This window comes from Pseudomonas shirazensis (assembly GCF_050496565.1).
Taxonomy (GTDB): domain Bacteria; phylum Pseudomonadota; class Gammaproteobacteria; order Pseudomonadales; family Pseudomonadaceae; genus Aquipseudomonas; species Aquipseudomonas shirazensis_A.
In genome coordinates, this window is record NZ_JBNWAE010000010.1 from 161,387 (window position 1) to 174,542 (window position 13,156).

At 61.2% G+C, this 13,156-nt stretch carries 13 protein-coding genes; 5 read left to right on the forward strand and 8 right to left on the reverse strand.

Translation table 11 applies throughout. The features are described 5' to 3' along the window. Positions 1–122: 122 nt before the first annotated feature. Together glpK and ACQZ2L_RS16340 are read right to left on the reverse strand one after the other, a co-directional pair. Positions 123–1,622, reverse strand: a complete 1,500-nt coding sequence (glpK, locus tag ACQZ2L_RS16335; RefSeq protein WP_430326977.1) for a glycerol kinase GlpK — start codon at positions 1,620–1,622, stop codon at positions 123–125. A 68-nt stretch (positions 1,623–1,690) separates the two neighbouring features. Next, positions 1,691–2,542, reverse strand: a complete 852-nt coding sequence (locus tag ACQZ2L_RS16340; protein ID WP_430326978.1) for an MIP/aquaporin family protein — start codon at positions 2,540–2,542, stop codon at positions 1,691–1,693. A 304-nt stretch (positions 2,543–2,846) separates the two neighbouring features. Between ACQZ2L_RS16340 and ybaK the strand changes: the two genes are divergently transcribed. Beyond that, entirely contained in the window at positions 2,847–3,317 is a 471-nt protein-coding gene (gene ybaK / locus ACQZ2L_RS16345) for a Cys-tRNA(Pro) deacylase (RefSeq protein ID WP_430326979.1), read from the forward strand. Between the two features lie 37 nt (positions 3,318–3,354). Here ybaK and ACQZ2L_RS16350 read toward each other — a convergent pair whose 3' ends face one another. Next, positions 3,355–4,464, reverse strand: coding sequence for an ABC transporter ATP-binding protein (locus ACQZ2L_RS16350; RefSeq protein ID WP_430326980.1), 1,110 nt, complete (start codon positions 4,462–4,464; stop codon positions 3,355–3,357). After that, positions 4,461–5,381 (reverse strand): ornithine carbamoyltransferase, encoded by a 921-nt coding sequence (gene argF, locus ACQZ2L_RS16355; protein WP_101321844.1) that lies wholly within the window; start codon positions 5,379–5,381, stop codon positions 4,461–4,463. Before argF ends, ACQZ2L_RS16350 begins: the two co-directional genes overlap by 4 nt. A 360-nt stretch (positions 5,382–5,741) precedes the next feature. Here argF and ACQZ2L_RS16360 point away from each other — a divergent pair, with 360 nt between their 5' ends. Together ACQZ2L_RS16360 and grxD are read left to right on the forward strand one after the other, a co-directional pair. Then, the gene (locus tag ACQZ2L_RS16360) at positions 5,742–7,850 is read left to right on the forward strand and encodes a molybdopterin oxidoreductase family protein (RefSeq protein ID WP_430326981.1); all 2,109 of its coding nucleotides are present in this window, start codon (positions 5,742–5,744) and stop codon (positions 7,848–7,850) included. Between the two features lie 108 nt (positions 7,851–7,958). Further along, positions 7,959–8,297: a Grx4 family monothiol glutaredoxin gene (gene grxD / locus ACQZ2L_RS16365; protein ID WP_101321842.1), complete on the forward strand. Its 339-nt coding sequence runs from the start codon at positions 7,959–7,961 to the stop codon at positions 8,295–8,297. Between the two features lie 88 nt (positions 8,298–8,385). Here grxD and bfr read toward each other — a convergent pair whose 3' ends face one another. Both bfr and ACQZ2L_RS16375 read right to left on the reverse strand, forming a co-directional pair. Next, entirely contained in the window at positions 8,386–8,859 is a 474-nt protein-coding gene (bfr, locus tag ACQZ2L_RS16370; RefSeq protein WP_103438360.1) for a bacterioferritin, read from the reverse strand. Between the two features lie 202 nt (positions 8,860–9,061). Beyond that, entirely contained in the window at positions 9,062–9,283 is a 222-nt protein-coding gene (locus tag ACQZ2L_RS16375) for a bacterioferritin-associated ferredoxin (RefSeq protein ID WP_430326982.1), read from the reverse strand. Positions 9,284–9,493: 210 nt separating this feature from the next. On the opposite strand from ACQZ2L_RS16375, the gene ACQZ2L_RS16380 reads away from it, so the two are divergent. Further along, entirely contained in the window at positions 9,494–10,096 is a 603-nt protein-coding gene (locus ACQZ2L_RS16380) for a peroxiredoxin (protein ID WP_101321839.1), read from the forward strand. A 201-nt stretch (positions 10,097–10,297) separates the two neighbouring features. On the opposite strand, the gene rnt is transcribed toward ACQZ2L_RS16380, so the two are convergent. Further along, positions 10,298–10,900: a ribonuclease T gene (gene rnt, locus ACQZ2L_RS16385; protein ID WP_189691781.1), complete on the reverse strand. Its 603-nt coding sequence runs from the start codon at positions 10,898–10,900 to the stop codon at positions 10,298–10,300. A 56-nt stretch (positions 10,901–10,956) separates the two neighbouring features. Beyond that, the gene (gene pyrC / locus ACQZ2L_RS16390; RefSeq protein WP_430326983.1) at positions 10,957–12,003 is read right to left on the reverse strand and encodes a dihydroorotase; all 1,047 of its coding nucleotides are present in this window, start codon (positions 12,001–12,003) and stop codon (positions 10,957–10,959) included. Between the two features lie 130 nt (positions 12,004–12,133). Between pyrC and ACQZ2L_RS16395 the strand changes: the two genes are divergently transcribed. Then, on the forward strand, positions 12,134–13,069 hold the full coding sequence (locus ACQZ2L_RS16395; protein ID WP_430326984.1) for a flagellar protein MotY: 936 nt from the start codon (positions 12,134–12,136) through the stop codon (positions 13,067–13,069). Positions 13,070–13,156: the final 87 nt, after the last annotated feature.

Consider the following 13,156-nt stretch of genomic DNA (forward strand, 5'->3'; position numbering starts at 1 on the left):
AAATGCTGCAATGATGCCGTAGGAAAGGGATGACAGCCAGTGCGCGCAGTACAAACAAGTCGGTCGCCATGTGCTGCACATGGCGACCGAAGCGGGCCGGGCCGGAAATGCTGCAGTTTCAATCAGGCGTCGTGGTCTTCCCAGTCACGGGTACGCTCGACCGCTTTCTGCCAGCCGGCATAGAGCTTCTCTTTCTGCGCTTCATCCAGCTGCGGGCTGAACTCGCGTTCGATGATCGCCTTGTCGCGCAGCTCATCCAGGCTGCTCCAGAAGCCGCTGGCCAGCCCGGCCAGGTAGGCAGCGCCGAGGGCGGTGGTTTCGCGCATCTTCGGTCGCTCGACACAGCTGCCGAGGATGTCGGCCTGGAACTGCATGAGGAAGTTGTTGGCCACCGCGCCGCCATCCACGCGCAGTTCGCTCAGGCGCTGGCCGCAGTCCTGCTGCATGGCATCGAGGACGTCACGGGTCTGGTAGGCGATCGACTCCAGTGCGGCGCGGATGATGTGATCGACCTTGACCCCGCGGGTCAGGCCAAACAGTGCGCCGCGTGCGTACGGGTCCCAGTAGGGCGCGCCCAGCCCGGTGAAGGCAGGCACCAGATAGACACCGTTGCTGTCCTTGACCTTGCTGGCGAAGTACTCGGTGTCGAGCGCATCGTTGACGATCTTCAGTTCATCGCGCAGCCACTGCACGGTCGAGCCGCCGTTGAACACGGCGCCTTCCAGGGCGTAGGCGACTTCGCCGCGCGGGCCGCAAGCGATGGTGGTGAGCAGGCCGTGGGAGGAGCTGACGGCCTTGTCACCGGTGTTCATCAGCAGGAAGCAGCCGGTGCCATAGGTGTTCTTGGCCTGGCCTGGCTCGACGCACATCTGGCCGAACAGGGCCGATTGCTGGTCGCCGGCGATACCGGCGATATTGATACCGCTCTTGGTCTGGCCATACACCTCGGAGGAGCCGCGCACCTCTGGCAGCATCTGGCGTGGCACGCCGAGCAGCTCGAGCATCTTTTCATCCCACTGCAGCGTGTGGATGTTGAACATCAATGTGCGCGAGGCGTTGGTGTAGTCGGTGACATGTACCTTGCCGCCGGTGAATTTCCAGATCAGCCAGGTATCGATGGTGCCGAACAGCAATTCACCACGCTCGGCGCGCTCGCGGACACCTTCGACGTTGTCCAAGATCCATTTCAGCTTGGTCCCGGAGAAGTACGGGTCGGTGACCAGACCGGTGGTTTCGCGGATGTAGTCTTCATGGCCGTCGCGCTTGAGTTGGGCGCAGATCTCGGTACTGCGGCGGCACTGCCAGACGATGGCGTTGTACACCGGGCGGCCGCTTTCCTTGTCCCACACCACCGTGGTTTCACGCTGGTTGGTGATACCGATGGCGGCGACCTGGGCGTGGCTGATGCTGGCCTGGGCCAGGGCCTCGACCATGGTCGCGCTCTGGGTGGCGAAGATTTCCATCGGGTCATGCTCGACCCAGCCCGCCTGCGGATAATGCTGGACGAACTCGCGCTGGGAGGTGCCCACCACGTTGGCGTCACGGTCGAAGATGATCGCTCGCGAACTGGTGGTGCCCTGGTCCAGGGCGATGATGTAGTTCTTGTCCTGGGTATCTGTCATGTCAGTGGCCTTGCACAAAATAGGGGGAGGCCAGGCGGTATGCCTGGCTGTCGGCAGCGGCTCTCCGGTCAGGAGACCCGCGCATCGCTCTGGGAATTATCGTCTGCTTGCCCGAGTGCAACCTGCGCGGTGGGCAAGTTGCGGGCGATCAGGCCACGGTAGGCGGCGGCGCCCAGGCATGCACCCACAATGGGCGCGAATATCGGAATCAGGAAATACGGGATGTCACGCCCGCCAGTGAAGGCGATGTCACCCCAGCCTGCCAGGAACGTCATCAGCTTTGGACCAAAATCCCGCGCAGGGTTCATCGCAAAGCCGGTCAGCGGGCCCATGGCGCTGCCAATCACCGCGATCAGCAAGCCGATCAGCAGCGGTGCCATGGCCCCGCGTGGCAGGCCATTGTTGTCGTCGGTCAGGGCCATGATCACCGCCATAAGGATCGCGGTGATGATCATTTCAACCAGAAACGCCTGGCCGATCGACAGGGCCGGGTGCGCATAGGTGGAGAATACCGAGGCCAGCTCCAGGCTGGCCTGGCTACCGCGGACCATGGCGTGGGCTTGTTCGTAATCGAAGAACAGCGTGCTGTACAGGCTGTATACAAGCGCGGCGGCACAGAAGGCGCCAGCTACCTGGGCGAGGATGTAGAACGGCAGTTTGCGCTTTTCGAAACCGGCGAACAGGCTCAGGGCGATGCTCACGGCAGGGTTCAGGTGGGCGCCGGATACACCGGCTGTGAGATAGATCGCCATGCTCACGCCGACCCCCCAGATGATGCTGATTTCCCACAGGCCGAAGCTGGCGCCGGCGACCTTGAGCGCGGCGACGCAGCCGGTGCCGAAGAATATCAGTAGCGCGGTGCCGAAAAACTCGGCCATGCATTGGCCCCGAAGGGTGGGTTCGCGTAGTGCAGTCGTCATGTATGACCTCGGTTCTTGTTGTTGTGAGGCGCGGAGCGCTCGACAGCAAGGCCCAGAGTCGATCCCCATTGACCCCGGGCGGATAAGCGAAAGCGCACTTTAAGAGTGCACCATTTATTCAGAAGCGAAAAAATATAGGCAAGAAACGCTCATGTCAAAGGTCGAAAGTGAACGGTCAGCCACAATCTGACTCGCAGCCAGGTCTCTGACTATTCCGACAGCATCTGGCGATTTGCCGACAAGCTGGCTGGCTCGCGGCTTTTCACCTAAAGTAGCCGCCGAACTTCTCTGCTCGGAGCCCCGCATGACCCCCGCTCTCGACCTGCTGAAAAAAGCCCGCGCCGAACACCGCGTGCACAGTTACGAACATGATCCGAAGTCGGCCTCATATGGCCTGGAAGCCGCTGAAAAGCTCGGCATCGATCCTGTACAGGTGTTCAAGACGCTGCTCGCCAGCAGTGAAAAGGGCGAGTTGTTGGTGGCCGTAGTGCCGGTGGTGGGTACGCTGGACCTGAAGGCTCTGGCCCACGCGGCGGGGGTCAAGAAGTGTGAAATGGCTGACCCGGCGGCGGCGCAGCGGTCAACGGGGTATCTGGTCGGCGGGATCAGCCCACTGGGACAGAAGAAGCGCCTGCGCACCTTTATCGATCAATCCGCGCAACAGTTCGCAACCATTCACGTCAGTGCTGGCCGGCGCGGACTTGAGGTCGAATTGGCTGCTGCAGTATTGGCCGAGCATACCCAAGGGAAATTTGCCGAGATCGGCCGGGGCTGACAAGCGGGGTGACGCTGCCGTCACCCGTTATGATGTCTCAGCTCGCCGAGCTGTAGCGGCGAACGCCGTTTTCCTGGCGCGCGTGCTGAGTGGCGACGCTGCCCGGCACCGGGAACAGCACAAGGTGATCGGCTTTTACCACAATGCCGACGTCCTGACCGACCTGATGATCGATGTGGCTGGCGAAGATCGCTTCCAGCTGGCTGCCGGTCGCCAACTGCAGGCGATACAAGGTTGAGGCACCGAGGAAGCTCTTGCCGACCACGCTTGCGCGCAGGGCACTGTCTGGCGCGTGGACAATGTCGTCCGGACGCAGCAGTACGTCCACTGAACTGCCAACAGCCATGGTATAGGCGCGATTGCCCTGCAGCTCACCGAGTTCGGTGGTAACCGCTTCATGGCTGCTCATCTGGCCACGAATGAAGTAGCCCTGGCCGATGAAGCTGGCCACGAACGGCGTCTGCGGTTCGTGATACAGGTTGTAGGGGGTATCCCACTGCTCCAGCCGGCCTTCCTTGAACACGCCGACATGATCGCTGACGGCAAACGCCTCTTCCTGATCGTGAGTGACCAGGATGGCGCTGGTGCCACGGCTTTTGAGAATGTCGCGCACCTCATGGCTGAGGCGCCTGCGCAGTTCCACGTCAAGGTTGGAGAACGGCTCGTCGAGCAGCAGCAATTGCGGCTCCGGCGCCAGTGCGCGGGCCAGGGCCACGCGCTGTTGCTGGCCACCGGACAGCTCGTGCGGGTAACGCCCACCAAGCCCGCCGAGCTTGACCAGCTCGAGCATTTCTTCAACCACTGCGGCCTGACGCGGGTGCTTGCTGATGCCGAAGGCAATGTTTTGCGCGACGGTCAGGTGCGGGAACAGCGCGTAGTCCTGGAACACCATGCCGATCCGGCGCTTTTCCGGTGACAGGGTAAAACCAGCCCGCGAGATAACCTCGCCAGCGAGCTGGATTTCACCGTCGTGCACCGGCTCGAAGCCGGCAATCGCCCGCAGCGTGGTGGTCTTGCCGCAACCCGACGAGCCGAGCAGGCAACCGATGTCGCCTGCGTTGAGGTGCAGATTGAGGTTCTGGACGATGCGCTGGTCGCCATAGCCGCAGGCGAGGTTGCGCAGGTTGAGCAATAACGGATGACTCATGCGTGGTGGTAAGCCGGTTCGACAAGAAATTCGAGAAGGGCCTTTTGTGCATGCAGGCGGTTTTCAGCTTGATCCCATGCGACCGAACGTGGGTCGTCGAGCAGGTCCAGGCTGATTTCCTCACCACGATGGGCGGGCAGGCAGTGCATGAACAAGGCGTCGGGTGCAGCCAGGTCGAGCAGTTCGCGGGTGACCTGATACGGTGCGAAATGCGCCAGGCGCCGCGCAGTTTCCTCTTCCTGACCCATGGAAGTCCAGACATCGGTGGTGACCAGGTGGGCGCCGGCAATCGCTTGCTTGGGATCGCGCACGATCTGCACCCGCTCACCGGCCAGGGCAAGGAAGCGTGGATCAGGCTCGTAGCCTTCCGGGCAGGCGATGCGCAGCTGGAAGTCGAACTGCTGGGCGGCTTCGATGTAGGAGTTGCACATGTTGTAGCCGTCGCCGATCCAGGCCACGGTCTTGCCCTGGATCGAGCCACGGTGTTCGAGGAAGGTCTGCATGTCGGCCAGCAGCTGGCACGGGTGCGACTCATCGGACAGAGCGTTGATCACCGGCACCCGCGAGTTGGCCGCAAATTCGGTGAGGATGCTGTGGTGGTGAGTACGGATCATCACCGCATCGAGCATGCGCGACATGACGATGGCACTGTCGGCGATCGGTTCACCACGCCCCAGTTGAGTGTCACGTGGCGACAGGAAGATCGCCTGGCCGCCAAGCTGGATCATGCCGGCTTCGAACGACAGGCGGGTACGGGTCGAGGCTTTTTCGAAGATCATCCCCAGCACCCGGTTCTTCAGTGGCTCGAACAGCACGCCGCGGTTACGCAGGTCCTTCAGCTCGATGCCGCGACGGATCACGCCGAGCAATTCGTCAGCAGTGAAATCCATCAGGGAGAGAAAGTGCCTAGCGCTCATGATTGACTACCTTAATTGCAACGGTTCGCAGGCCAGCGTTGGCTTTAATTGACAACGGAAGAGACCTGCGGCGTAAGCCGCACGGAGCGGACGAAATAGGGAAAGGCGCAATACTATAATTAAATGTCGCGTGAAACCAAGGGGGTTGCGCGTGCGCCTGTATCAACGGATGTCCTAAGCCACTGGCCCGGCGCCGTTTTTTATTCATTACAGAGGTTTTACACGGCGGGTGAGGGGCTTGGCAAACCCGCTGTCGTTAATCGTGTGCCTGATGGCGCAAGATTCAGCCGGCGAAGTGCGCTGGCGAGCGTTAACCGCCCGGCCCATAGTTGACGCTCCCCTGAGCGGATCGAGACGACCATGGCCACCACTGTGCATCATCGCGCGTGCCACCTGTGCGAGGCCATCTGTGGCCTGAACATCGAGATCGATCAGCCTGTCGGTGCGCCTGCACGCATCGTGTCGATCAAAGGCGATCCACTCGATACGTTCAGTCGCGGCCACATCTGCCCCAAGGCTGTCGCGTTGGAGGATATACAGGACGATCCGGATCGCCTCCGGCAACCGCTGCAACGGGTCGGCGAGCGCTGGCAGCCGATCGCCTGGGAAGCTGCATTCGAGCTGGCTGCAGAAAAACTCTGGAGCATTCAGCAGGCGCACGGGCGCAACGCGGTGGCGGTGTATCAGGGCAACCCCAGCGTGCACAACTACGGGCTGATGACCCACAGCAACTACTTCCTTGGCCTGCTCAAGACCCGCAACCGCTTTTCGGCGACCTCGGTGGACCAACTGCCGCAGCACCTGACCAGCCATCTGATGTATGGCCACGGCCTGCTGCTGCCGATCCCGGACATTGATCACACCGACTTCATGCTGATTCTGGGCGGCAATCCGCTGGCCTCCAATGGCAGCATCATGACCGTGCCGGACGTGCACAAGCGCCTCAAGGCACTGCACGCCCGCGGCGGGCAACTGGTGGTGATCGATCCGCGTCGCAGCGAAACGGCGGCCATTGCCGATCAGCACCTGTTCATTCGCCCGGGCACCGACGCCGCCTTGTTGTGTGGTTTGCTCAATACTCTGTTTGCAGAGGATCTGGCCAAGGGTTCGCACCTGCCGGTCAACGGCCTGGAGCAGGTCCGCGCGGCAATCGCCCCGTTCGGGGTCGAGCGCATGAGCGCAGTGTGCGGGGTGCCTGCCGAGCAGATTCGGCAATTGGCGCGGGATTTCGCTGCAGCCGAACGGGCAGTCTGTTACGGCCGCATGGGAGTCTCGACCCAAGCCTTCGGCAGCCTTTGCCATTGGCTGATCCAGCTGATCAATCTGGTGACCGGCAATCTTGATCGGGTCGGAGGGGCGTTGTGCACCGAGCCTGCGGTGGATGTGGTCGCTACGACCTCAGGCGGCCATTTCAATGTCTGGCAAAGTCGCGTCTCTGGCTTGCCGGAGTACGCCGGCGAGCTACCTGTGGCTGCCTTGGCCGAGGAGATGCTCGTGCCCGGTGCTGACCAGGTGCGGGCGCTGATCACCGTAGCGGGTAATCCGGTACTGTCGACGCCCAATGGCCGCCAACTGGACCATGCCCTGGGCGGCCTTGAGTTCATGCTCAGCATCGACCTGTATCTGAATGAAACCACGCGTCACGCTGACCTGATTTTGCCGTCGACCACGGCACTGGAAAACGACCACTACGACACTACCTTCAACCTGCTGGCAGTGCGCAATGTCACCCGTTTCAATCGGCCCGTGCTGGCCAAACCTGCCGGTGCACTGCATAACTGGGAGATCTTCGTCGGCCTGGCCAAGGCGTTTGCCCGGCGCGCGCAGTTGGAGCTGAAACCGACCATGCCCCCGGCGCAGATGATCGACCTGGCGTTGCGCCACGGCCGCTATGGTCAAGCGTCGCCGTGGGCGCTGTCACTGGACGCCTTGGATCAGCATCCCCACGGCCTCGACCTGGGCCCGCTACGCGCCAACCTGGCAGCACGTCTGGCGACGTCCAGCAAAGCGGTCGAGGCGGCGCCGGCGCAACTGCTCGAAGATTTGCAGCGCCTTGCCAGGCAAGCCCCGGCAGCCCCAGACGAGCTGCTGTTGATCGGTCGCCGGCACGTGCGCAGCAACAACTCGTGGATGCATAACTTTCATCGCCTGGTAAAAGGCAAGCCGCGCCATCACTTGTTGATGCATCCCGATGATATGCAGCAGCGTCAGTTGAGTGATGGCCAGCGCGTGAGCATTCAATCGCGCACGGGTGTGGTCGAGGTGGAAGTGCAGGCCAGCAGTGAGCTCATGCCCGGCGTTGTCAGCCTGCCCCATGGCTTCGGCCATCGCCGCCCCGGCGCGCAATTGCAGATTGCCGCTGAGCAGCCCGGGGTCAGTGCCAATGATCTTACCGACGAACTGCAGCGTGACGCTGTGTCGGGAAATGCCGCATTGAATGGTGTGCCGGTGCGGGTCGCGGCCGTTTGAGCGCGGTCTGCTGATCCGACCGCGTGCAGGTCGACCCACGGCGGGGCTTTCCGATACAATGGCTGACCGTGCCGACCATCGAGTCGGAAAGTTCAGACGAGGTGCTTCATGGATATCATCGAAACAATCAAAGAGCAGATTGCCAACAACACCATTCTGCTTTACATGAAAGGCTCGCCGAACGCGCCTCAGTGCGGCTTCTCGTCCAAGGCGGCCCAAGCTGTTATGGGCTGTGGCGAGAAATTCGCCTATGTCGACATCCTGCAGAACCCGGAAATCCGCGCCAACCTGCCCAAGTACGCCAACTGGCCGACCTTCCCACAGCTGTGGGTTGCCGGTGAACTGGTCGGCGGTAGCGACATCATGATCGAGATGTTCGAGAACGGTGAGCTGCAAAAGCTGGTCAAGGAAGCGGCTGCCAATGCTGCCAAGGCTTCCGAAGCCTGATTGACCTTGCTGGGCAAGCAGCCAACGCTGCTTGCCCAGGCATGAAAAAGCCCCGCTCTTGGCGGGGCTTTTTCGTATGGGCTGAGAATTACTCTTCGCCCATCTGCGACTGCAGGTAGTTCTCGATGCTGATCTTGTCGATCAGGCTCAGCTGAGTTTCCAGCCAGTCAATGTGCTCTTCCTTGGATTCAAGGATGTCTTCGAGCATCTCCCGCGAGCCGAAGTCGCCAGAAGTTTCGCAGTGCGCAATAGCTGCCTTGAGATCGATCAGGCCGCTTTGCTCGATCTTCAGGTCGCACTCGAGCATCTCTTTGGAGTGCTCGCCGATCAGCAGCTTGCCCAAGTCCTGCACGTTAGGCAGGCCTTCGAGGAAGAGGATGCGCTTGATCAGCTTGTCTGCGTCCTTCATCGCCTCGATGGACTCTTTGTACTCGCGCTTGCCCAGGGCGTTGAGGCCCCAGTCTTCATACATACGCGCGTGCAGGAAGTACTGGTTGATAGCGACCAGCTCGTTCCCGAGGATCTTGTTGAGATGCTGGATGACGCTGACGTCGCCTTTCATGTCCGTATTCCTGCCGTGTTGAGTGTGTCAATGCACGAAGTTTGAGCCGGACAACTTCTAGTGTCAAACCTAAGTTATTGAATAATAAATGAAATTTAATCGGAATAAGAATGTTTGTGAACCGCGTTGGCACGCTAACTTATTGAATTAACGGCATAAAAAAACCGGACACGAGGTCCGGTTCTTCGAAATACGGGGGAAATCAGACTGCATTAAATTCGACGGGATAGGGCAGGGCGGGCTGCTGGCTGACCTGAAGGCCGGTCAACGTCTCACGCACCACCTGCTTGGCAAGGCACGCGCACTTGCCGCATTGGCTCGCCACGTTGGTGGCCGCCCGGACTTCCTTGTAGCTACAGCATCCCTCGTAGATCGCATCGCGAATCTGCCCGTCGGTGACGCCGACACAAAGACACACATACATAGAGGCTGACCATCGTCGTTGAGTCGATGCGTTGGAGAGTAATAGTAATGAGAATGCTTGTCAAAGCGGTTTCTGAAACTAAATGTGCAAGGGCGACCGGCGGTTGGATTCGGCCTGTCACCTTAACCTGTGTATGATGGTCAGCCTTTGCTGGAAGCTTGGCGGGTTTGCCGCCGGGCAACGTTTTTTCACCTTCATCAGGAGATAACGATGAGCGTACTCGTTGGTAAACAAGCCCCCGACTTCACCGTTCCAGCTGTGCTGGGCAACGGCGAAATCGTCGACAGCTTCAACCTCGCTTCGGCGATCAAGGGCAAGTACGGCCTGGTATTCTTCTACCCGCTGGACTTCACCTTCGTCTGCCCGTCCGAGCTGATCGCGCTGGACAACCGCATCCCGGACTTCGCTGCGCGCAACGTCGAAGTGATCGGCGTGTCGATCGATTCGCACTTCACTCACAATGCCTGGCGTAACACCCCGGTCAACAACGGCGGCATCGGCCAGGTCAAGTACACCCTGGCGGCTGACATCACCCACGAAATCTGCAAGGCCTACGACGTTGAGTCCGAAGGCGGCGTAGCCTTCCGTGGCGCCTTCCTGATCGACCTGAACGGCGTTGTTCGCTCGCAGATCATCAACGACCTGCCACTGGGCCGTAACATGGACGAGCTGCTGCGTCTGGTTGACGCTCTGCAATTCCACGAAGAGCACGGCGAAGTCTGCCCTGCCAACTGGAAAAAAGGCGACAAGGGCATGAACGCTTCGCCAGAAGGCGTTGCTGCCTACCTGAGCGAGAATGCTGGCAAGCTGTAATAGCCACGCATAAAAAAACCGGCCCAAGTGGCCGGTTTTTTTGTGCCCGCTGCGCGCCTCACAAACACCGCGCCCTCTGTAGGAGCGGCCTTGTGTCGCGAAAGGGTCGCGCAGCGGCCCCAAGATTTGATGCTCACTGCAAGATTGCTGGGGCTGCTCTGCAGCCCTTTCGCGACACAAGGCCGCTCCTACAGGCTGCAATCAATCCCGCCAGCCGCCCAGATCCTTCCAGCGGTTGACGATGCCGCAGAACAGCTCGGCAGTCTTCTCGGTGTCATAACGCGCCGAATGCGCCTCACGGCCGTCGAAATCGATGTCGGCGCTCTGGCACGCTCGCGCCAGTACGGTCTGCCCGTAGGCGAGGCCGGCCAGGGTGGCAGTGTCGAAGCTGGAGAACGGGTGGAACGGATTGCGCTTGAGGTCATTGCGCGCAACCGCAGCGTTGAGGAAGCCCAGGTCAAAGCTGCTGTTGTGGCCGACCAGAATCGCCCGTTTGCAGCCGTTGGACTTGAGCGACTTGCGAACGCTGCGGAAGATCTCAGTCAACGCGCTCTCTTCGCTCACTGCCATGCGCAGCGGGTGGTCGAGCTTGATCCCGGTGAACTCCAGTGCCGCCGCTTCGATGTTGGCGCCTTCAAACGGCTCGACGCGGAAGAAGTGCGTGTGCTCAGGAAACAGGAAGCCCTTCTCGTCCATGCCGATGGTGACCGCGGCGATCTCCAGCAAGGCATCGGTGGCGCTGTTGAAGCCGCCGGTCTCGACATCGATGACAACCGGCAGGTAACCGCGGAAGCGCTCGGCCATCGGGTGGCGTGGGCCGCCGCTGGAAACTTCCTGGTCGTCTTCGTACAGATCTTCGCTCACGCGTTTTCCTCCAGCAGGCGCCAGCGCAGTTTTTCACCGGCGCGCAGCGGAATCACAAGGTTGTCGCCAAACGGCAGGCTGCTTGGCGCAGTCCATTCTTCACGGACCAGAGTAATCCGGTCGGTGTTTGCTGGCAGGCCGTAGAACGCTGGGCCATGCAGGCTGGCAAAACCTTCCAGCTTGTCCAGCGCGTTGCGCTGTTCGAACGCTTCGGCGTACATCTCGATCGCCGCATACGCGGTGTAGCAACCGGCGCAGCCACAGGCGGCTTCCTTGGCGTGCTGGGCGTGGGGCGCCGAGTCGGTGCCAAGGAAGAACTTGCGATTGCCGCTGGTGGCCGCGTCCAGCAGGGCCACCTGGTGGGTGTTGCGCTTGAGGATCGGCAGGCAATAGAAGTGCGGGCGAATACCGCCGACCAGCATGTGGTTGCGGTTGTACAGCAAGTGCTGAGCAGTGATGGTCGCACCGACATTGGCCGGCGCTTCACTGACGAACTGCGCGGCATCGGCCGTAGTGATGTGTTCGAACACCACCTTGAGCGTCGGGAAACGCTCGACCAGACGGCGCATGTGCTCGTCGATAAAGCGTTTTTCGCGGTCGAATACATCGACATCGGCATGCGTCACTTCACCGTGCACCAGCAGCGGCATGCCGGTTTCGGCAAGGGCTTCGATGGCCGGGAAGATCTTGTCGATGCTGGTCACGCCGGAATCGGAGTTGGTCGTGGCGCCAGCCGGGTACAGCTTGGCGGCATAGACAAAACCACTGGCCTTGGCCGCGCGGATGTCATCGGCACTGGTACGGTCGGTAAGGTACAGCACCATCAGCGGCTCGAAGCGGCTGCCAGCCGGGCGCGCGGCAAGGATCCGCTCGCGGTAGGCACCCGCTTCAGCGGCATCGCGCACCGGCGGAACGGTGTTGGGCATGACAATGGCGCGGGCGAAGGTACGCGCTACGTCGCCAACAGTGTGGGGCAGGACAGCACCATCGCGCAGATGGATATGCCAGTCATCGGGACGCAGGAGGGTCAGGCGGTCGGACATTGGGGATTCCAGGCGGGTCGAACTCAAGTGCGAATGCTACCGGAAAACCCTTGGTCGAGCACGGCTATCAAGTTTTCCGGCACGCGACCGATAGCCTGCAGGTAAGCCGTCAGAATTTGTGGAGCCGCCCGTGCGCCAGCGTTACCTAGCCCTGTTCACCTTGTTTGCCAGCCTGCCGGCAGGCGCATTGACCTTCCAGACCCGGATGGAGAACATCGCCTGGACGGTCGAAGGCGATCAGTTCGAATGCCGCCTGGTCCAGCCGATAGACGGCTTTGGCAGTGGCGAGTTCGTGCGTCGCGCAGGCGAGCAGCCAACCTTCCGTCTGCGCTCGGACACCAACCTGCTCGGCGCCGGCTCTGCCACCTTGCTCGCCGCCGCTGCGCCATGGCAGCCGGGGCGCAGTGATGTCAGTCTCGGTGCCGTACGCCTGGCCCGCACTGGGGTGTTGTTCACCTCCTCGCAAGGCCAGGCCAGTCGTTTGATCAACGGCCTGATGGATGGGCGCAGCACGGTCGTGCGCAACCATGCCGGCGAGGGTGGTCGAGCAATGGAAGTGCGCGTGCTGCCCGTCAGCTTTGCCAAAGCGTTCAACGACTATCAGCTGTGCGCGAGCAAGCTGTTGCCGATGAACTACGACCAGATTCGCCAGACCCAGGTCGCTTTCCCCCGTGGGGTCGAACTGGACAGCAATGGCCGGGCTCGGCTGGACGTGATTCTCGATTACCTGAAGGCCGACCCGACGGTCAATCACATCGAACTCAACGGTCACTCCGACAACGGCGGCAATCGTCTGGCCAATCGCGAGGACTCGCGGCGCCGGGCGCTGGCGGTTGCCGAGTATCTGGTCGCGCATGGTGTGCCTGAGACGCAGATCATCGTGCGCTTCCATGGCGAGCGCTACCCGCTGGCGAAGAACAACAGCGCGGCCAATCGGGCGCGTAACCGTCGCGTCAACATCGAACTGGATCGCGTCACGCCTGTGGTCAAACCGGTGGAAAAAGCGGCCGAGCCGTCCGCAGCTGGCGCTGCTGTTGCCCCTGCGCCTGCAGCCAAGCAACTGTAAGCCATAGGATATGTGACCGTTGGTCGCTGTATCGAAAGTTCTTGTCGCTTTGTCGTCAGAAGCTGTCGCCCCACTGTAAATTTGCCC

Coding starts and splice junctions, on each gene's coding strand:
- pyrC (WP_430326983.1), bottom strand. CDS start 12,003: ATGTCCGACCGCCTGACCCTCCTGCGTCCCGATGACTGGCATATCCAT.
- argF (WP_101321844.1), bottom strand. CDS start 5,381: ATGAGCGCTAGGCACTTTCTCTCCCTGATGGATTTCACTGCTGACGAA.
- ACQZ2L_RS16380 (WP_101321839.1), top strand. CDS start 9,494: ATGAGCGTACTCGTTGGTAAACAAGCCCCCGACTTCACCGTTCCAGCT.
- ACQZ2L_RS16360 (WP_430326981.1), top strand. CDS start 5,742: ATGGCCACCACTGTGCATCATCGCGCGTGCCACCTGTGCGAGGCCATC.
- ACQZ2L_RS16375 (WP_430326982.1), bottom strand. CDS start 9,283: ATGTATGTGTGTCTTTGTGTCGGCGTCACCGACGGGCAGATTCGCGAT.
- ybaK (WP_430326979.1), top strand. CDS start 2,847: ATGACCCCCGCTCTCGACCTGCTGAAAAAAGCCCGCGCCGAACACCGC.
- ACQZ2L_RS16340 (WP_430326978.1), bottom strand. CDS start 2,542: ATGACGACTGCACTACGCGAACCCACCCTTCGGGGCCAATGCATGGCC.
- bfr (WP_103438360.1), bottom strand. CDS start 8,859: ATGAAAGGCGACGTCAGCGTCATCCAGCATCTCAACAAGATCCTCGGG.
- rnt (WP_189691781.1), bottom strand. CDS start 10,900: ATGGCCGAGCGCTTCCGCGGTTACCTGCCGGTTGTCATCGATGTCGAG.
- ACQZ2L_RS16350 (WP_430326980.1), bottom strand. CDS start 4,464: ATGAGTCATCCGTTATTGCTCAACCTGCGCAACCTCGCCTGCGGCTAT.
- glpK (WP_430326977.1), bottom strand. CDS start 1,622: ATGACAGATACCCAGGACAAGAACTACATCATCGCCCTGGACCAGGGC.
- grxD (WP_101321842.1), top strand. CDS start 7,959: ATGGATATCATCGAAACAATCAAAGAGCAGATTGCCAACAACACCATT.